Here is a 19,514-nt window from a genome sequence, read left to right on the forward strand (position 1 = left end):
AAAAACAGCGCCCACTTCGGCGCTGTTTCACTTTAAGAATTAGATTCAAATGTTCTTGTACTGATACATATCTTGATCGGCCAGTTCAATCACATCTATCAATGTATCGTTCTCTGTTGCTTTTGCAACACCTGTAGTAACTCCTACATCGACACCATATTGTTTCAACGGTTTCATTGCAATATTTTCTCGCAAACTTGCAGCTAACTTCTCAGCAGTATCAATTGGGCACAATGGCATAACAACAACAAATTCATCTCCCCCTAAGCGTATTAGCCAATCAGTTTGCCTAAATGTTGACTGCATCATACGAGCAATATGAATTAGAGCCAAGTCACCTACTTTATGTCCATGGGTATCATTGATCTGTTTGAATTTTTTTCCATCGATTAAAATGACTGAGTAATGACCATCTTTAATCGCCACGTTAAAATTATCGTCTTCAAAAACCTTACGATTATAAAGCTTCGTGAGTTCATCTCTCTGTGCGTTATTTATTGCATCGACTAAATGATCACGGTTTTGAATATTGGATAAATAAAGCTTGTGAAAAGTCCATACTAGAAACCATGAGGCAAATAAAATCCAAAGATTGTCAACCATCACCTTCACAAACGGTAATTGGTAGGCAATAACACTATTGTTATCTATTGGTAGGACCAGATCTCCCGAGAAGCTAGATAATGGGTAATTATCGTAATCAATGGCGATATAATAAAAGCCATTTTTGAGCTCAGTTCTCACACTTCGCCCGTTAAGGTACGAATAGTTTACGCGAATATCGACAACGACATCACCAATGATCTCGCCACCTTCATAAACCGGACTTGATATTGTAAACGTATCAATTTGTGAACTACCTTGTTTATAGCTATCAGAGATTACGACTCTATCCGCTAGCTCTGCCTGATGCATATTGAGAGTGCATATACGAGCTAAACCACAACTTATGGGATCAAACGTTGTCTCTGATATATCGTAATTTTCATCCGGCTTTGCAAATATGAGTTTTTTGCCAGTATATGACCGATAGTAAATACTGATATTTGGACGCTCGGTAAATTTATGGTTGTACTCTGAAAGATCCCCCATTACTTTATATGCTACAAGTTCACTTCTTGTAATAGCGGAATCGTTTAATGATAAAATTCGATGAGATGCCTTAAGATCGTCTTCTGACACCGAGGTGTAAGAACTATCATTATGCTTGGCCTCAATCAGCATTCCGGAAAGTATTGCCGAGCTCTTATAAAGCTCGAAGTAATTAGCTATGGAGTCAAAGTCTTTCTCACTTTGTCGCATAGCGAACGTAGACATTACTGCAACGACCATCATATAGATCAAGCAGGAAATAGAAAATGATTTTCGGGATAACTTTAGAAGAAACATTCTTTATTTTTCAACACCTATTTGGGTAGTAACTTTCCTTACACTGCGCCTATTTTGAATAATGTATTCCGTTAATTATTGTTGTGTGCAAGCCGACTAACGGTAGGGCGAAAATATACCTGTATCACAAAAGACGTAATAGGCACCTATAAGCTAGTGAGCGCTCTTTATGCCTAGTCGCCCTCCACGAAAAGCAATTGCTTAGCGAACTGATTTGATACATTGGTCCACACATTCACTTTCCATTCATGTACGAGCCGATATAATTTTGCTAACTCTCCAAAAAAGGCTTTGCTATGTCTACATCCTTCACACCACGCAAGCTGCCTGTGCTGCTAGGTTTAGTACCGCTTTTATTGTCTGCACCAAGCTTTGCGTCTCACCATGATCATCATGATGACAAAGACGGTCATGCCATTGTTCGTGACGTCGAAAAACCAGGAACACGAATCGAGTTCGATGAAGATCAGGATGAAGTCTACCGCGCCGTTCAGAAAGGCTATATTCGCCCTTTCTCTGATATGTATGAAGCAGTGGAGAATGATCTGTATGGGCGTATTATTAAAGTAGAACTTGAAGAAGACGATGATGAGTGGGTATACGAGCTGAAAATCCTGTTCAATGACAGCGTAATCAAAGTGGAGTACGACGCAGCAACACTGGAAATGCTCGAAATCAAAGGCCGTAACTTTAATAAAGCACTCAAGCCACAGTAATCAATCACAAGCACTGCTTACTCATAACCTGATCAATCATAAATAATCACTAAGCATAATAAGAAGAAAGAATATGAAAATACTTGTTGTCGAAGATGAGCCTCGCCTAGGCGAACAGATTTTAGAAACGTTGGAAAACAATGGCTGGGTGCCAGAACTTTCCCAAGATGGCATCGATGCGCTTTACCGCGCTACCTCAGAAGAATGGGATGCTATTGTGCTAGACCTAGGCTTGCCGAAGCTCGATGGTTTGACGGTTCTAAAAGGCATTCGAGACGAAAACATTAATACGCCCGTGGTGATTTTGAGTGCTCGTGACACTCTATCTCAACGTGTTGAAGGTTTGAATGCAGGTGCCGACGACTATCTAACTAAGCCATTTGAAATGGTGGAACTTACTGCACGTCTTCGCGCTCAACTGCGTCGTGCTTCAGGTAACGCATCACCTGTCATGCAGATTGGTGATTTAAGCTTAGATACGCGCTCATCAAAAGTTCTATGGCAAGGCCAAGCTGTCAGCTTAACCGCGCTAGAATACAAAGTGGTGGCGTACTTCATGCACAACCCTGAAAAAGTCATTTCCCGTACCGAGTTGGTCGAACACATCTATAAACAAGATTTCGACCGCGACTCAAACACCATTGAAGTGTTCATTGGTCGTATTCGTAAGAAAATCGCACCGAAAATCATCAAGACCGTTCGTGGCTTGGGGTATCAACTGAATGCCGAATAAAGCAAGGCCTTCCATACATGTACTTAAGCGGCTCAGTATCAAGAGTCGCTTAGTTTTAGCTGCGGTCGTTTGGCTGACCGCAATGATCCTTGCTGCTGGCGTAACAATCCCGACTCAAGTTTATAGCTACATGGTGGACGATACGCGTTCACAGCTTAACGTTTACATGGACGAAATCGCAGCTCAACTTGAAGTCGACAGCAAAGGCAAACTCACACTTCCTACCCAACTTTCCGACCCTAGATTCACTCGCCCTTACAGTGGCCTTTATTGGAGTGCTTCCACCAAAACGAGCTTAGAACGTTCGCGATCGTTGTGGGATAAGAAAATTGAGTACAAAGGATTGGATAAAGACGCCTTTGGCGCACGTGATGAAAAACTTATCACGTTGAAAAAGACCCTTTATCTACCGGATTACGATGGTCCCATTGATGTCATCATTGGCATTGACGAAGATCCAATTGAAGGCACGATTCAGTCTTTAACTGGGCAGCTTTGGATCATTTTAGGATTGCTCTTTGCTGGTGTTCTTGCGGTTATCTTGCTGCAAATCGCCTGGTCATTGAGTCCGCTAACCAAGCTGCAAAGAGAGTTAGCCGAACTGAAATCAGGCAACAAGAAAGGCTTGGAAGAAGAGTACCCAAAAGAAATCTCACCTTTGATTTCTGACCTTAATGCCCTGCTCTTTCACTATCAAGAGCTACTTGAACGTGCACGCAATCATGCAGGAAACTTATCTCACGCGCTGAAAACACCACTTTCGGTTTTAAAAAACGAAGTGCAAAACTTCACGCCTGAAGAACAAGAACGCTTGAACGCGCCAATCACACAGATCCAACAACACATCGATTACCACTTAGGTCGCGCTCGTATGGCTGGTTCAATGAACATTCTTTCGGTGAAATCGAACCCTTCAGAGCGCGTTGATGCCATATCCATGGCGTTTGACAAGGTCTACGCACATCGTGACGTCACACTGATTAACGAGCTTGATTCTGAATTGAACGTCGCCGTAGAGAAAACCGATCTGGATGAAATGGTGGGAAACTTACTGGAAAATGGCTACAAATGGGCGAACAGCATCATTCGTGTTCATTCAACGTTAGATAAAGACAACATTCATATCATTGTTGAAGACGACGGTCCGGGTATTCCTCCTGAGCAATTATGCCAAGTAATAAAGCGTGGCTACCGTCTGGATGAAACAACGCCAGGATCCGGTTTAGGTTTAAACATTGTCAGTGAAATGGCGCACAGTTACCGCGGTCAACTTGAATTATCAGAGAGTAAAATGGGAGGGTTAAAAGCCACCTTGATTCTGCAAAAGAGCCGCGCTTAAGTCAGCTTACATCAGTCACTCACAGTATTACTTTAAAATGGCACTTATCGATTTATTCGCTAGGTGCCATTTTTATATACCCAAGTAACCTCAAGATGCTTGGGTATATCTAAATAGCGCTTTGATTGGGTAAGTTTAATGCTAGCGATGGTTCACTAATCAACAGCACATTCCCATCCGAATAATAGTCGTGCTTACTATCCATTGCGACAGGTTGCGCTAACGAATGTAACTCTCCTACTAGCGCTAAATGACTGACTTCAATTTGATTCGCTAGACGGTCTCTTTCGCTGTCCACATTAGGATCTATTCGATGCAACACCGTCACAATACCCGAGTAATGCGCCAACTTGAGACCGTCATCGTAGCTAATCGCTCCGACCCAAATCGGTTGACCAGACTTTGATTCTAACCCTGCTTGCCACCAGCGAACATGAGAGCGTTTTAACAAACTTCCGGGCTCTTGGAATGCCATCGACTGTGGCTTGCCATTCCAAAACAAATCAGAAACGGGCGGCAGCTTCTGCTTCAATAAGCTCACATAGTCTGCCAATTCAATGTCGTTTCTTGAAAAGGTTTGATTCTCTAGCCAGCCGAGCTCTTGCATTAGGCTTCGCGGGGATTCTCCGATGTACACCAAGTTGACTGCCTGAGCGTCAAACACATTCGAGCGCCCCGGATAAACCTTAAAGCCGATATCATTAAGGACTATCGATTGATTTTCTGTAACGCCGGGTTGTTCAATATTGTCATCTGCTAGATAGAAAAAGTGTCCATAATTCGCAGCAACTAAACATAACACTAAAGCCGTTAGGGATTTGGTCCATTTACGTGACCAGTTTTTCTTCCAAGCCACAAGAGCGAATACAGAAGCGATGAGTACTGAGGCAATAAGAAGCTTATGCTCAACAAGGATGAACTTTATGGAATCAAGTGGAATCCATGTGTTAAGACCCGCAGCAAGCAAATACCCAGCAACGACAAATTGCCCAACACCAAGTATCAATCCAATTGATGAACAGACAGTAAAACGCTTCCAACTAACATTCGCAGTACCCGCCATAAATGGCACGACCCAAGCAACAGGTCCGAGTAAGCGTGCAAAGATCAAAATGGCATTGCCGCGTTTTTTCATCAACAAACGACAACGAGCGATTGGACGCCTTGTCTTGGCTTGCCAACGAATCAGCTTCTTCTGTGCTTTAGAGCCAGAACGCTTACCAATAAAGTAACTGAGTTGATCGCCAATCCAACCGCCCAACAAAACGGCGACAACGCCCCAAATCACACCTTGGTGCAATTGATAGCCCGCAGCGAGCAAAAACGGCTCGCCCGGGACAAAGAGATTAGGTCCAATCGTCGCATCCAGAAATGCTCCGAAAAACAGACTGATTGCTTCCAGCATGCAGCCTCCGACGATTACGAATGTTGATCTTTGTAGTGACCGAATTTGTATTCCATTTCGTTGTTACGCATCTCGCCAAAGAAGAATCGACGTACATTGGCTTTGAAATAGGTCATGCCCATCTTAAAGAAGCCGTCTTGCTCAAGGCGGCGCGGATCGAATTCAAACGTCATCGGTAAGAAGCGGAAACGCCATGTTTTAGAAGCGCGTTTTACGTAATCACAATCTTCGCAAAGTGTAATAGACTCATCAAAGCCGTTGATCTCTTTGTGTGCGCGTTTGGTAGAGAAAATACAAGCACCTACCGCCGTTGGGAATGTGTACTGAGTAATAAACAGTCCCGCGTTAAACATGCCATAACCTAACTTATGTGCCATTGGCAGATTTTTTGAGCCCATGTAAACACCAGCAACTTCCAACTTCGCATCCTCAAGCTTACTCATTGCACGGCTCAGAAAATCACTTGGTAAGCGCACGTCCGCATCTAAGAAAAGAATACGTTCATACTTCGCCAGTTCTGCACCTGTATTACGACCTAAGCTGACACCACGCGTATCCATGCGGTGCACTGTCAGTTCTGGCAATGAGCTTTCGTAAGCTTGTGCAACTTCACGTGTCGAATCTTCACTGTTCGAATCCACCACGATCACTTCAAAGTTCTGGTGAGTTTGTTTGGTTAAGTCTTCAAGTAGTCGACCAATACGTTTTTCTTCATTGAGGGTAATAATCACGATACTGATAGGATTCACAATGTGCTCCATTGAGGTTGTCCGTTTATGTACGATGGAGAATAGAACCGACTGACTTAACGGTTACTGAGGTCAACATTCATTTTGCGTTCATTTTGTGAACAACAGATGTCGTTAATGAATGAATTAACTTGGAAAGAGGATTGAGTCCTAGGCAAATAAAAACGTGCTGACAAAAAGCCAAATAGGTTAAAATCAGCGCAATGCGGACAAAGTTTTGCCGACACCACAAAACAGACACTCTTCTTAAAGAAGAATTACTGGCTTTTTGGTGATTTAGGTACAATTTTGGTTGCTGAATGTAGAGCAGGATGATAGTATCCGCGCTCGCTTGAACAGTTCCTGTTTCAAGCTTTACTACGAACACAAGGTCGCATTGTGTTTGTAAAGTTTTATTTTTTACTAATTTGAGAGTAAATACTATGAAATTCGAAGCAGTAGTACGTACTGAACTAGGTAAAGGTGCGAGCCGCCGCCTACGTCACGCTGGCAAATTCCCTGCAGTTGTATACGGCGGTGAAGAAGCAGCAGTTGCTATCGTTCTTAACCACGACGACATCGTTAACCAAATGGACAAGCCTGAGTTCTACGAAGGTATCGTTCTAGTGATCGACGGCGCTGAAGTTAAAGTTAAGCCACAAGACGTTCAACGTCACGCTTTCAAGCCAAAAGTTGAGCACATGGACTTCATCCGTATCTAATTCCCTACCAAGGAATTAACGGATAAAATCCAAACCTTTTGCATAAAGATTATCGGACTTACCAACCGAGACATCTAAAAAATTTCAAAACCCCGGAGACTTACCACCTCCGGGGTTTTACTATTTAGGGCAGAAGCAAATGTCCCCTACTCTTCGAATCTGATAAACAACTCTCGAATCGACCAAGTTTTGCATTGAGTATTTCAGTGAAAACGAATTTCAGCTGAGACAATTAGGTACGCGCTATGTACTTCACCAGCGTCACATCGTTCAACGTCATGTCATCAATCACTTCCGACTCTTCCTCACCAGAGCGCACAAAACCACACTTCTTGTAGAAATTGAGTCCCTGCTTATTGGTATCTAGTGCCTTAAGGCTAATTTGCATCACAGGCGTTGAGAGTAATCGTGTTTCCAATTCATCAAACAACGCACTGCCTGCTCCTTGCCCAAAATACAAAGGCGACACATAACAACAGGTCACAATCGCAGTTTTGTCTTCGCTGGAGTGATTAGGCAGTTCATAACTTAGAAAGCCGACGATCTCTTTCTGCTTCTCTACAACAATGAGGTTTGCCAGTTGCTCTGTCATTACTCGCGTCCACATTCGCTCTCGACGCTCTCGAGTAAACTGGTCAATATAGCTCTGTGGCATCAGTCCTCTGTAGGCAACCTGCCATGAATCAACGTGTATTTTGGCGATCTGATTCGCCTCGTCTCTCACTGCATTTCTAACTGTATATCCCATTGCCTGCCTTTCTTATCACTCCGGAGTAAATACTCTTTGACGACTGTACGCTTCAAAACCCAAAGATTGGCACAACTTTATTGAAGGCGTGTTTTCAATATTTACTCGATATCTAACTTTACGCTGCCTCGACTTCACCTCACTAACTAAATGAGCAAGCAGCCGTTTCCCATATCCTTTCCCTCTTGCTTCAGGAGAAACCAATATGGATAAAGACTCAAACGGTTCTTTCCCTTTATAACAATAAGAAGCCAGCACAGCGACCAACGCTTTGTTATCGAAAATGCCATAAAAGAAATGGCTATCGAGGTCAAAATCCGCTTTGAGGATATCTTCTTCACTCATTCGACTTGCAAACGATTCAAGTAACTCGAGATCAGACTCAATAGAGAGAGAAATTATCCCATCGTCTTGATTGATTTTGCCGTCATTAAATAAATAGTAGTCGACATCGTCGTATTCACAGAACAATTGCTTATTATTTAATGTTCTCTCGAGTTCACTTGGCTGAACATGTTTAATTTTGTCCCATAGATTTTCGGGGCAAGATATAAACGTGCAGTCGTCAGATTGGTATAAAAATACAGCACAAAGATCGGAGAACTTTTGCCAATAGTGAGGATCATATGAATAGCCATTGTACAAATTACAGCTCACTTTGAACTGCTTTTGCCAAGAGCAATCGATTTCCGCGGAAAGTGCGGTTGTTTTTTTGAGCATCCCTTTCTCTCAATACAGCGTACAGAAAATTATAACTATTTATTTCTCAAGCAGTAAGAAGACATGATTTTGCTAAAATAATCATCAAAGTTTGCTTTATATCTCACCAAAATCCGTATTGATTCACAAAAATAAAACACTTTCAGTTAAACTGCTCACGAATTTAGACAAGCAATCAATAACCACCTTCCAAAATACGATTTCTGTTTATTTGGCGACATGCCTTGCAGCCCTGTTAATTCCTGTATCCGATAGAACTGTAAATAAGATATAGATCACTAAAGTTTCACACTAATTCCGTATATTTCACGCCGTAACAATAACAAAATCACAAAGAAAGGATCCCTTATGAAGTTTTCCAAATCCCTTTTGGTACTTTCGGTCGGTATTGCCATGGCAGGTTGTTCTGATGATGAGACCATTATCGTTCAAGCTCCTGATGGTGACGTAAACACGTGTTTTACCGCTGAGTCATGTACTAAGTTCACGGTTCTTCACACTAACGACAACCACGGTCGTTTTTGGGAAAACAGCAAAGGCGAGTACGGCATGGCTGCACGTAAAACGCTTATCGACTCTATTCGCGCAGAAGTAGAAGCAAACGGTGGTGAAACCATTCTGCTGTCTGGTGGTGACATCAACACAGGTGTTCCAGAGTCAGATATGCAAGATGCAGTGCCAGACTTCGTAGGTATGAACCTTCTAGGTTACGACGCAATGGCGGTTGGTAACCACGAATTTGATAACGCACTGTCTGTACTAGACATGCAAGCAGAGCTAGCAGACTTCCCAATGCTAGCAGCGAACATCTACAAAAAAGATGCTGATGGCAATGTTACCGACGAGCGTTACTTCGACCCTTACCAAGTGTTCACAGTTAACGGCCTTAAAGTTGCCGTAATCGGTCTGACAACAAAAGACACAGCGAAACTGGTAAACCCAGATAACGTAGCAACTATTTACTTCGAAGACCCACAAGTAGAGATTCAAAAAGTACTAGGTGAAATTGAAGCAAATGAAGACGTTGATCTAGTATTTGCAACCACGCACATGGGCCACTACCAAGATGGTCAACACGGTAGCGAAGCACCTGGTGACGTTCTATTGGCTCGCTCAGTAAAAGACGGTAAGCTAAATGCAATCATCGGTGGTCACTCACAGAACCCTGTGTGTATGGAACCAGGTACTAACGACTACGCAGACTTCAAACCTGGCGACGACTGTATGCCTGACCGCCAAAACGGTACTTGGATCATGCAAGCACATGAGTGGGGTAAATACGTAGGTCGTGCGGACTTTGAATACTACGATGACAAGCTTCACCTAGCGAGCTACGAGCTGATTCCAGTTAACCTTAAAGCGAAAGATGAAAATGGTGACTACCAATTCATCGGTGAAGAGATCCAACCTGACGCAACAGTGAAATCAACACTGCAGCCATACCAAGACCAAGGTCAAGAACTACTAGACGTAAAAGTTTCTGAGACTGACGGTAAACTTGAAGGTGACCGTAGCGTAGTTCGCTCTCAACAAACAAACCTTGGCCACCTATTGGGTGAAGCGTACCGGACTTACGAGCTAGTTAACGCTGACTTCGGTGTAATGAACTCAGGTGGCGTGCGTGATTCAATCGCAGCAGGTGATATCACTTACCGCGACGTACTAACGGTACAACCTTTCGGTAACTTCGTGACTAAAGCAACCATGACGGGTGCAGAAGTGAAAGAGTACCTAGACGTAGTAGCGACTAAGTCAGCAGGTTCTGGTGCTTACGCTCAACTTGATAACATCAAACTAACTGTCGATTGTGATGCGAGCGACGTAACGATTACAGACATCAACGGTAAAGGTTTCGATCTAGCAGAAACTTACACCTTCTCTGTAATCAGCTTCAGCGCTGCGGGTGGTGATGATTACCCAATTATTGATGTTGAGTCTACTCAAATGACAGATGCATCTGTACTACGTGAATTCTTCGTTAAGAACCCTCAGATTTCTGCAGAAGATTACAACAAGAACCTAGGCAACATCGAATACTTTAGCAACGGTGAAGCGGTGAAAGGCTGTCCTGCGACAGGTAGCTAATCTGCACTATTCTTGTCTACACTTAGATGTTGACAGCCATTCGGTTGCATAACAATCGAACCAAAGGCGTGTCAGACTGACTCTAAGACCAACCGGAGCCCAAGCGGCTCCGGTTTTTTTATTGGCGCTAAATCTCTGATAAAACGCCACCTTCAAAAATCGTTCAAAAATTGTTCATTTGTGTTATTGACGCCCCTGTTCGAGACTTCTATGTTTGATAAGGTCTTTCAAATAAGCAGATTCATTAACTGAGTTTTAGGAATCTTTTTGATTCACGCAGAAAATGATTCTGGGAAAGATGTGAATGGCGTTACAAACACTGCTCTCAAACAATTTGTCTCTCGGACTTCAAACGAAAGCGATGGGCTTCTACGCTCTCGCTAATGAGCAGCGATCTGAACGCCAATGTGTTCAAACTGCTGCCATCGAGTTCTGGAGGTCAAAAATGAAACGAGCCAGCAACAGCTATAGACTGCAGATAATTAAAGAAGTGGTCACCCGTAAAGAGCGTGAAGCGTGTACTGACCCAATGGCAAAATACATTCACCAATTGATGGATGAATTGCCCACAAGTAAATTAGAGGTAGAACAAAATCACCGCTTCGCTGGGAGTCACTTCGACGAACAAGCAGGAGGCTGGGTAAGCGACCAATGGTCATTAAAATAACGCCAATCGCTCATATTGTTGGGCGAGAAAATGGATAGGAATTTCCCGGCTCTCTTTTGGATAATCATTTCAAACTGGGCCGGGAATCTTTATGAAACGAGAACGATAGGATGAATAACTAGAACAGATCTTGTTGCGGTGAAGCATCATCTTGAGGCAACTCTGTTTTCCCCTTCCCTGCTAATACCTTTCTTCTGTATCGCTGACGACACAGCTTAATTACGTGCAACTGCTGCGCAGGAGTAAAGCTCAGCCAATTAAACCGCTCTTCTCTTTTACGCATGCATCCCTTGCAATAACCTTTTTCGTCAGACGTACAAACTCCAACACAAGGACTTGGGACGGTAAAAAACTCCAATTGCTCCATGCTCAACCCGTTCTTCCGCTCACTTATTTGAGTCCGATACGTTTATAATCAAATAACCATAAGAAATTTCGAAGTTTTCGGTGAATTTCAATACCGAGAATGGGATCTCTGTTATAAAATACGCCGTGTTTAAAAACATACGAAACCATAACCGTATGCTGACAAAAACAGTGTTTTATTACCTATACTTACCACGTTTTCTAAAAACGGAGTCAATAAAATGAAGCTTAGCCTAAAAACGTTAGTAGCAGCAATTTCACTTCCAGTTCTAATGACTGCATGCGCTAGCAACGGTGACAATGTGAAAGAAATTACGGCTCAAGATCTACAACACCACAACTGGCAGTTGGTTCAAATCGATGGCAAAAACATCGCTGCAGAAGAGCGTCAAGCTCCTCGCCTAGAGATTGGTGAAAACCTAACTGCAAACGGCAACGCTGGTTGTAACAACTTCTTCGGTCAAGCAGAACTGAAAGACAACCAACTACGCATCGAGAAAATGGGCATGACCATGAAGATGTGTATGGAAGACCAAATGAAGATTGAAAAAGTAATGTCTGAAACGCTTTCTGATTGGAGCGACATTACTCTGACTAACGAAGGTCTAGTATTGAAAAACGCAGACCACGAACTAACGTTCGAATTGCGTGACTGGGTAAACTAATCCCGTATTCGTTTTGAGGCAATCGGTCTCTGACAGAATAAGTCTCTAAAAAAGCAGCCAATGGCTGCTTTTTTGCTTTCGGTTTTTATCATCAGAATGACTGCTGAGAATAAGATTCCCCGTCAAAACCACTCAATTGCTCATACGCTTTAGACAGAATTACAATCCCGATGATGGTGACTACAAAGCTCAGTAGACTCATTAAGAAAGGCAGTTGCAAAAACGCCAATGGCGACATCGCCAATCCAAACAGAAGCGGCACCAAAATAACCACGCTCATCATGTACCAAGTATGGCCTTTGGTCAGATTCCATGCATAAGGGAAAGAGACACCTTTACCAATAGCAATCGCTGGAAACACAAGTACCAGTCGACAGCAAATAACACCTAACACCAGCAACGCGATAGCGGCAAGTGCTACATTAATCATGGCGAAAAGCGCCGCAACCGCGACAACTGCGATTGTCATTGCCAAGTAGTGGCCAACAAACCACATTTCGATCTTTCCAAAGGTGAAACGTCCCCACTGAGGTACCGATTGAGGGCCTTTCAAAATGATGCTGTGTACGTTGATAGCCACAATGGCAGACAGTAACGCCATCAAGATTTGCACTAAGACAGTAGCACCGTCACCTTCTGATTTGCTTAATAGAAGATCCAGAATAATTGAGATAAGGATGGGTAATGCGGTTGCTTTTGCGATCGCTTGTTTATGAGTACTCAGAGAAGAAAAAGCGCTTTTAACAGTATCGACAAACATAGTTAAGTTCTAGCCAAGATTAAGGTTTATTCTGGTTGCTGATGTTATATTCCTGACATCCATTGAGCAAACCTTTCCCAAAATATCATTAGGTTACAATGAATATTTCGACCTAAATACTTTCATGTATCGATACAAAAATACACTGAAGCTAAATTAAATGCCCCACTTTATGGATCAACACCGCTAAGCTCTCTGCTTCGAGCTTCTTCATCACGTTAGAGCGGTGCACCTCAATCGTTCTCAAAGATACGCACAATAAGTCCGCCATCTCTTGGTTTTTCATCCCCTTGACGACCAAACCGAGAACTTCTCTCTCACGCTTAGTGAGGCTCTGTAAAACCTGCCTAGCACCCAACTTCTCACAATTTTTGAGTGACTGCGCCATCGCATTCTCCACCGCCATCACAAGGGCGTTACCATCGACTGGTTTTTGAAAGAAATCGAGTGCGCCATCTTTTAGCGCATCCACTGCCATTGGAATGTCACCATGTCCAGTCAGGTAAATCACGCTAATTGGGCTGAGTTTCTCATTCATCATTTGGTGAACATCTTGCCCGCGCATTTCTGGCATGCGGCTATCGAGCAAAACACAGCCAGGTGCAGACAAATTGACCTCATTGAGAAAATCTATCCCGCTAGAGAAAGTCTCAACCTCATAGCCATAACTTTCTAACATAAACGCCATGGACTCTAATACTGGTTCTTCATCATCAACGATATAAAGCGAACAAAGGTTACGACTCATGACTAGCCTCCTGATACGGTAAAACGACGGTCACCTGACATCCTGTAGGATCAATTGACCTAAATTGAATACTGCCTTGATGGGCATCAAGCACATCACGACAAATGGCCAAACCTAAGCCCAGTCCATTTTCTTTGGTGGTGTAGAAGGCTTGATCTAATGGTGTCTCTTGCTCTTCGATACCAATGCCATTGTCCATCACATCGATAATCACCATCTCATCGCAAAAGCTAACGTGGAGATCCACATACAAGTCTTCGCGCTTCGGCACATGGCTCAAACAGGCGTCTTTTGCGTTGTTCAGAACATTGAGAATGACTTGCTGCAAACCAGTGGCGTCAGCAAAGACTTTTTGTGGCTCACCAGAGTAAAGCACGCCCAATTGAATTCGGTGTCGTTGAAACTCGTAATCCACCAGCTTCATTGCTTCTTCAATTAACGAAGCTAAATCCACCCAGCTCTTTTCAATTGGCGTTTTGTTTATCAAGCTACGAAGGCGCTGAATAATGTCACTTGCAGAAGTGACCTGCTGTTGAATTTTATCGAGGATTGGTGCCATCTCTTCCGCAGTCGCACCTCGCTCCATACGTACCTTAGCCCCTTGGCTGTAGTTCTTTATCGCGGCCAGAGGTTGATTGATTTCATGCGCGAGGCTACTACCAAGCTCACCGACTATGGTGATTCGCTGCGCGTGCTCAAGCATGGAACTCTTGCGGCGCAAATCGTTCATGGTGGTTTTTAGTGTTTCGCGACTGCGCTGAAACTTCCACTCCAGCCAAAAGTGATAGCCCGTCAACAACAGTAAAGTCAGTAAAGACGCCATCGCAATGGCTTGGTTCTTATGCAGCCACTCTTGCGCTTTTTGTCCCCAAGATTTTTGCAGCGGATGCATGTCTAAGTGCTTGTAAACTTTATCTACATTGATGCTCGGCGCTGGCAACATCCAACCGACATTGTTTGCAGCAACCGCTGCCGGATGGTCTTCTGGCATTGCGAATAGGGTTTGTGCCACCATCTGACCAACATCGACTGGTGCGCGTTCCGTCATCGCCATCGTCCAGTTCGGGTACAGTGGCGTACTCACCGCGCAAACTGAATCTGCAGGACGCTTCTCATTCAATACACGTAGGTTATGCAGTTGAATACGCCCCTCTTTCGCCATGTTCTCCAAAGTACAAGCAGGAACGATCGCCACATCGAGATCGTTCTCGATCACATCCAAAATCAGCTGATCCGTCGGTGGGCCAGTAAAGTGGATCTTTTCAAAGAATGATGATTTGAAGTAGCCCAGTTTATCGAGCTCGTAACGCAGTGCGAGAAAACCACCAAACGCTTTTTCCGATACCGCCGCAACATTGGCTTTATTGATGTCTTTCAGTGTTTTAAAAGGCGATTCTTCACGTACAACCACCACCGAGGCAATCGACTTATTTGGTAAATCACTGTAAGCCGTTTTCTGCGTTGCCAACCAGTTGATTGGGTATTCGCGAGCAAGTTTGGTCGCCTGCCCTGGACTGGTCAGAATGAAGTCGAGCCAACCGTGCAAAAATGCATCTTCAAGTTGGTCGAAATCGTAGGTATGTAAACTGAAGTGATAGTCAGGATTGCGTGACTCTAACCAATCCAAAGTCGGTTGCCATGCCTCGCGCGCATGTGCGTGCCCACGTAACGCCAAAACGCCAACATCATAGTCTTTTCGTTGTACTTGTGGTTCGCTTGCAATGCTAAAAGAGGTGAAGAAAAAAGAGAGAGCAAAAATGAAAAGAATAAACTTTTGAGAATAATTATCAATCACTTACAAAATACTACCAAAATACGGCTGTGGCGCATTTTACCACCATTCCCCCCTGCTACTTTGTTGCTTTAGATCAATACCACATCATTATTGTGGGAAACCACAATATCGCCATTTAAACGATTTCCTCAGAATGCCTTACCTATAAAGGGGTAGAGCGCATTTTCACCTGTTTTAAATCATGAACACCAAAAATGAATAAAAAAGGTTCATGCCTGTACTCCCCCTACAAAAGCATTCTATCTGGCGAACCATCGAAGGTTCGGCAGCAAAACTTTAAATTAATATATGGAAGCAACTCATGAAAAAATCGACGATTGCGTTGGGTGTGTTCGCCGCTGTTACAGCGATTGGCTACTCAGCTTACAATACGATGTTTTCGGCTGAGGCTGTGACTGTGGATGCTGCTGCTCAAGAGCAGAAGTTCACACAGTACGCTCACCCAGAACACTTCATTTCTGCACAACAACTGAAATCGCTGATGGACGGTGACAAAGACGTGGTTGTGATCGGTGCGCTAAATCCTATCAAGCCAGATAGCCCTATTTCTGGCTCTTACACTATGTGGCGTAACGATTACTCAGCAGCTGAAGACGCCTACGACTTCGGTGGTATGAGCAACAGCACAGAAGAGATGGAAACGATTCTAGGCAGCTTCGGCGCGACAGCAGACAGCACAATCGTGGTTTATGCCGCGGGCTCTCACCACGATGCAGCTCGCCTGTACTGGCAAATCCATAATCTTGGTCACCAAGACGTTCGTTACCTTGACGGTGGCTTGAACGCTTGGATGGGCGCTGGTTATCCGACAGGCTCTGCAAACCAAAGCGTGGCAGCGGTTGAATACAACGCACCTAACGCACAACAAGATAACAATGCCCTAGCCACGCTAGACATGGTTATTGCTGCGCAAAACAACCCTGATTGGGTGATCCTAGATACTCGCGGCAACGACGAGTTCAACGGTGAGGTTGCAGTTTCCGGCGCGTACGGCCCTGGCACAATCCCAAGCAGTGTTCACATTAACTGGACCAAAGCGTTGAACGAAGACACAACGCTGAAATCAGCAGAAGAACTGCAAGCCCTTTACGGCGACATCATCAAAGGCAAAAAAGTCATCGCTTACTGCCAATCTGGTGTTCGCTCTGCCCACACCACCATGATTCTTACTGAAGTCCTCGGTGCAAAAGGCGTCTACAACTACGACGGCTCATGGATCGAATACAGCCACGCTCACTACGAGCAAAAGAATCCTGAAGTGAACGTTATCAACGGCAAGAGCTAATCAACACGGAACCGCAGTGAATGAACAATGTAATTTTTAGCCAAAAGCTATTCGACACCGCTCAAACGATTGTCGATGGTTGTATGGGTGATGCCGATCCGGCATGTCAAACCGCATGTCCAATGCACACGGACGTAAAGCAGTACGTTCGCATGGCAGGCGAAGGGAATTTCCAAGGCGCTCTGGATCTGATCCGCAGCAAATTATTCCTTCCTCAAACTCTTGGTCGTATTTGTGCCCACCCTTGTGAAGCGTCTTGTCGTCGTAACACAGAGTTCGGTCAACCAATCAGCGTAGCGGGCATCAAACGTTTCGTCGCGGAGAAAATGGATAACCAAGATCACTGGGATCTCAACATTGCCCCTCTAACCAACAAACACATTGCGATCGTAGGTGCTGGCCCTGCTGGCGCGCAAGCGGCGATCGAACTTCGTCGTCAAGGCCACGAAGTAACGATTTACGAAAAGCTAGACGTATACGGCGGCATGATGCGTGTGGGTATCCCTGAATACCGTCTACCACGCGATGTTATCGATTTCGAATACAGCTACCTAGCGATGCTGGGTATTAAAACTCAGTTTGGCGTTGAGATCGGCAAAGACATTAGCTTCGACACTCTACGTAGCGAGCATGATGCTGTGATTCTGGCTCACGGTGCACACGTAGGTTCAATCATCCCTCTACCGGGTCATGACAACGATGGTGTGTTCTCTGCAGTTGAGTACCTAAAAGAGATTTCTGAAACTCGCCAATTCCCTCGTGCAGGTAAACGCGTGATGGTTATCGGTGGTGGTGACGTTGCAATGGACTGTGCACGCTCTTCATGGCGTATTGGTGCAAGCGACGTTTACCAATGCTCACTTGAGAGTCTTGAAAACCTGCCTGCAAGCCAAGTCGAAATCGACGAGTCACTAGAAGAAGGCGTCGAGTTCAACGCAGGTTGGGGCCCAGTTGCTATCGAACACGAGAACGGCAAAGTAACCGGCATCACTATCAAAAAAGTACTGTCTATCTTCGACGAGCAAGGCAACTTTGCTCCTCAATACAGCGAAGAAAGCAAAACCATCTCTGTGGATACGGTTGTTTTCGCGACGGGCCAAATCGTGGCAGACATCACTGACGGCGCACTAGAACAAACTCGCGGCGGTCGTTACGTTGTCGACAAACAAACACTAGCATCAAGCCTAGAAGACGTATTCGTAGCCGGTGACGCGTGTGGCGGTAACATCGTGATTGAAGCGATGGCACTAGGTCGCAAAGCAGCAATGAGTGTTGAGCGTTTCCTAACGACTCGCCCACTGACTGAAGGTCGCGACTTCGAGCAAGAATACAGCTACACATCTCGTCTAGACGTACCACTACCAAAAGGTACGGTAGATACCCCTCGCCTACACGGTGAATTACGTGACGCTGAAGAGCGTAAGCAAGATTTTGCCCAAGTGGACTTAGGCTTTACTGAAGCGCAAATCAAATTAGAGGCCTCTCGCTGTCTGCAATGTAGCTGCAAGCTATGTATGACCGAGTGCATCATGATGAATGACTTCAGCGATTGTCCGAAGACTATCTTCTCTGACTTTGTGAACAACAAGTCGATGGACCCACTGATGGCTTATTCATGCAACGCGTGTGACCAATGCACCATCGTGTGTCCGAAAGACTTCCCAATGAAAGAAATGTTCCTAGGCGCACGTGCTGACTTTGTTAAGGCAAACAATGGTGAATCACCAATGCCGGGTCACAAAGCAATCAACATGCACCAGAAGCTGGGCTTCTCAAAAATCTTCACTATGGCAAAACGAGCGGTATCGACAAAATGAGTAATAAAGTATTTATGCCAGGATGCAGCTTGCCATCCTACTCACCAGAAGGCGTAGCAGCAATTGCGAGCTACTTAAAAGAAGTGTACCCAGACATGGGCGCAGTGCAGAAGTGTTGTGGTAAACCAACCGCTGCTATCGGTCAGACTGAGAAGTTCAAAGAGCGTTACGGCCAGCTTCAAGCAGACTTCGATAAGCTAGACGCACAAGAAGTGATTGTGGCGTGTCAAAGCTGCTACGGCATGATCAAAAAATCTGGCGGCACACAAAAACCAGTGTCTTTGTGGAAGCTACTTCCTGAAATTGGTTTACCGGAAGAACTGCGCGGCAAAGCCAAAAACAGCGACGTGGTGTTTACCATTCACGACTCTTGTTCAACTCGCTACGAGAAAGAGCTGCAAGACGGCATCCGTTGGATCTTAAACGAGCTTGGTTACAAAACCTCTGAGCCAGAACACACACGCGAAAACACGCGCTGTTGTGGCTTCGGCGGCATGGTTGTGCCAGCAAACCCAGACGTGGCCACTCGTGTAATCAAGCGCCGAGTTGAAGAGTTCGAGACTGACTACGTCGTAGTTTATTGCTCAGCTTGTCGTGCATCCATGATGGGTGTTGGTACGAAATCTTGGCACATTCTGGATCTGATGTTTGGCCCCGTGATCATGCAAGGCGATGAACCGCCAGTCAACGTACTTGCAAGCCCTGTGAAAGCTTGGTTCAACCGCTACAAATCAAAAGCGGGTCTGATCAAGTGCATGTCTGTGTAGCTGTGTCTCTGTAGCTACGTTTTTGTAGCTACATCTTTTTAATTACTAGGTTTAAGTGA

19 protein-coding genes are annotated in these 19,514 nt (G+C 44.6%); 10 read left to right on the top strand and 9 right to left on the bottom strand.

Translation table 11 applies throughout. From position 1 onward, the window contains the following. Positions 1-45: 45 nt before the first annotated feature. Positions 46-1,317, bottom strand: a complete 1,272-nt coding sequence (locus QTO06_RS16070; RefSeq protein ID WP_331408898.1) for a GGDEF domain-containing protein — start codon at positions 1,315-1,317, stop codon at positions 46-48. A 368-nt stretch (positions 1,318-1,685) separates the two neighbouring features. Here QTO06_RS16070 and QTO06_RS16075 point away from each other — a divergent pair, with 368 nt between their 5' ends. From QTO06_RS16075 to QTO06_RS16085, 3 genes are all read left to right on the top strand, one after another. Beyond that, positions 1,686-2,105 carry a PepSY domain-containing protein gene (locus QTO06_RS16075; RefSeq protein ID WP_005442271.1) on the top strand — a complete coding sequence of 140 codons (420 nt, stop codon included), beginning with the start codon at positions 1,686-1,688 and terminating at the stop codon, positions 2,103-2,105. 73 nt (positions 2,106-2,178) lie between these two features. Further along, the gene (locus QTO06_RS16080; RefSeq protein ID WP_005442273.1) at positions 2,179-2,838 is read left to right on the top strand and encodes a response regulator transcription factor; all 660 of its coding nucleotides are present in this window, start codon (positions 2,179-2,181) and stop codon (positions 2,836-2,838) included. Further along, entirely contained in the window at positions 2,828-4,177 is a 1,350-nt protein-coding gene (locus QTO06_RS16085) for an ATP-binding protein (protein WP_331408900.1), read from the top strand. The genes QTO06_RS16080 and QTO06_RS16085 overlap by 11 nt, the downstream gene beginning before the upstream one ends. 109 nt (positions 4,178-4,286) lie before the next feature. Here the strand turns inward: QTO06_RS16085 and QTO06_RS16090 are convergent, their stop codons facing one another. Both QTO06_RS16090 and QTO06_RS16095 read right to left on the bottom strand, forming a co-directional pair. Continuing rightward, positions 4,287-5,582, bottom strand: coding sequence for an LssY C-terminal domain-containing protein (locus tag QTO06_RS16090; RefSeq protein ID WP_187992351.1), 1,296 nt, complete (start codon positions 5,580-5,582; stop codon positions 4,287-4,289). A gap of 14 nt (positions 5,583-5,596) precedes the next feature. Continuing rightward, a complete protein-coding gene (locus QTO06_RS16095) occupies positions 5,597-6,331 on the bottom strand; it encodes a glycosyltransferase family 2 protein (RefSeq protein WP_005450620.1) in 735 nt (244 codons plus the stop codon). A gap of 422 nt (positions 6,332-6,753) precedes the next feature. On the opposite strand from QTO06_RS16095, the gene rplY reads away from it, so the two are divergent. Then, positions 6,754-7,032, top strand: coding sequence for a 50S ribosomal protein L25 (gene rplY, locus QTO06_RS16100; protein ID WP_005529240.1), 279 nt, complete (start codon positions 6,754-6,756; stop codon positions 7,030-7,032). A gap of 232 nt (positions 7,033-7,264) precedes the next feature. Here the strand turns inward: rplY and QTO06_RS16105 are convergent, their stop codons facing one another. Together QTO06_RS16105 and QTO06_RS16110 are read right to left on the bottom strand one after the other, a co-directional pair. Continuing rightward, positions 7,265-7,780, bottom strand: coding sequence for a GNAT family N-acetyltransferase (locus tag QTO06_RS16105; RefSeq protein WP_012128268.1), 516 nt, complete (start codon positions 7,778-7,780; stop codon positions 7,265-7,267). A gap of 15 nt (positions 7,781-7,795) precedes the next feature. Then, the gene (locus QTO06_RS16110; protein ID WP_331408906.1) at positions 7,796-8,500 is read right to left on the bottom strand and encodes a GNAT family N-acetyltransferase; all 705 of its coding nucleotides are present in this window, start codon (positions 8,498-8,500) and stop codon (positions 7,796-7,798) included. A gap of 348 nt (positions 8,501-8,848) precedes the next feature. On the opposite strand from QTO06_RS16110, the gene ushA reads away from it, so the two are divergent. Both ushA and QTO06_RS16120 read left to right on the top strand, forming a co-directional pair. Continuing rightward, the gene (gene ushA / locus QTO06_RS16115) at positions 8,849-10,585 is read left to right on the top strand and encodes a bifunctional UDP-sugar hydrolase/5'-nucleotidase UshA (RefSeq protein ID WP_012128270.1); all 1,737 of its coding nucleotides are present in this window, start codon (positions 8,849-8,851) and stop codon (positions 10,583-10,585) included. A gap of 445 nt (positions 10,586-11,030) precedes the next feature. After that, positions 11,031-11,252, top strand: a complete 222-nt coding sequence (locus QTO06_RS16120; protein WP_038889567.1) for a hypothetical protein — start codon at positions 11,031-11,033, stop codon at positions 11,250-11,252. Positions 11,253-11,370: 118 nt separating this feature from the next. On the opposite strand, the gene QTO06_RS16125 is transcribed toward QTO06_RS16120, so the two are convergent. Next, positions 11,371-11,619, bottom strand: a complete 249-nt coding sequence (locus tag QTO06_RS16125) for a DUF1289 domain-containing protein (protein ID WP_010646041.1) — start codon at positions 11,617-11,619, stop codon at positions 11,371-11,373. Positions 11,620-11,839: 220 nt separating this feature from the next. On the opposite strand from QTO06_RS16125, the gene QTO06_RS16130 reads away from it, so the two are divergent. Beyond that, entirely contained in the window at positions 11,840-12,283 is a 444-nt protein-coding gene (locus QTO06_RS16130; protein WP_012128273.1) for an META domain-containing protein, read from the top strand. Between the two features lie 91 nt (positions 12,284-12,374). On the opposite strand, the gene QTO06_RS16135 is transcribed toward QTO06_RS16130, so the two are convergent. The 3 genes from QTO06_RS16135 to QTO06_RS16145 form a co-directional block, all read right to left on the bottom strand. Continuing rightward, a complete protein-coding gene (locus QTO06_RS16135; RefSeq protein ID WP_331408909.1) occupies positions 12,375-13,043 on the bottom strand; it encodes a hypothetical protein in 669 nt (222 codons plus the stop codon). A 151-nt stretch (positions 13,044-13,194) separates the two neighbouring features. After that, a complete protein-coding gene (locus tag QTO06_RS16140) occupies positions 13,195-13,791 on the bottom strand; it encodes a response regulator transcription factor (protein ID WP_331408911.1) in 597 nt (198 codons plus the stop codon). Next, entirely contained in the window at positions 13,781-15,586 is a 1,806-nt protein-coding gene (locus QTO06_RS16145) for a sensor histidine kinase (protein WP_331408914.1), read from the bottom strand. Before QTO06_RS16145 ends, QTO06_RS16140 begins: the two co-directional genes overlap by 11 nt. A gap of 301 nt (positions 15,587-15,887) precedes the next feature. On the opposite strand from QTO06_RS16145, the gene QTO06_RS16150 reads away from it, so the two are divergent. From QTO06_RS16150 to QTO06_RS16160, 3 genes are read left to right on the top strand one after another with little or no spacing between them, the layout of a single operon-like run. Next, positions 15,888-16,871, top strand: coding sequence for a sulfurtransferase (locus tag QTO06_RS16150; protein ID WP_331408915.1), 984 nt, complete (start codon positions 15,888-15,890; stop codon positions 16,869-16,871). Between the two features lie 20 nt (positions 16,872-16,891). Then, on the top strand, positions 16,892-18,688 hold the full coding sequence (locus QTO06_RS16155; RefSeq protein ID WP_331408917.1) for an FAD-dependent oxidoreductase: 1,797 nt from the start codon (positions 16,892-16,894) through the stop codon (positions 18,686-18,688). Then, positions 18,685-19,455 (top strand): (Fe-S)-binding protein, encoded by a 771-nt coding sequence (locus QTO06_RS16160; protein WP_050921545.1) that lies wholly within the window; start codon positions 18,685-18,687, stop codon positions 19,453-19,455. The genes QTO06_RS16155 and QTO06_RS16160 overlap by 4 nt, the downstream gene beginning before the upstream one ends. Positions 19,456-19,514 lie beyond the last annotated feature (59 nt).

Source organism: Vibrio sp. M260121 (assembly GCF_036533715.1).
Lineage (GTDB): Bacteria > Pseudomonadota > Gammaproteobacteria > Enterobacterales > Vibrionaceae > Vibrio.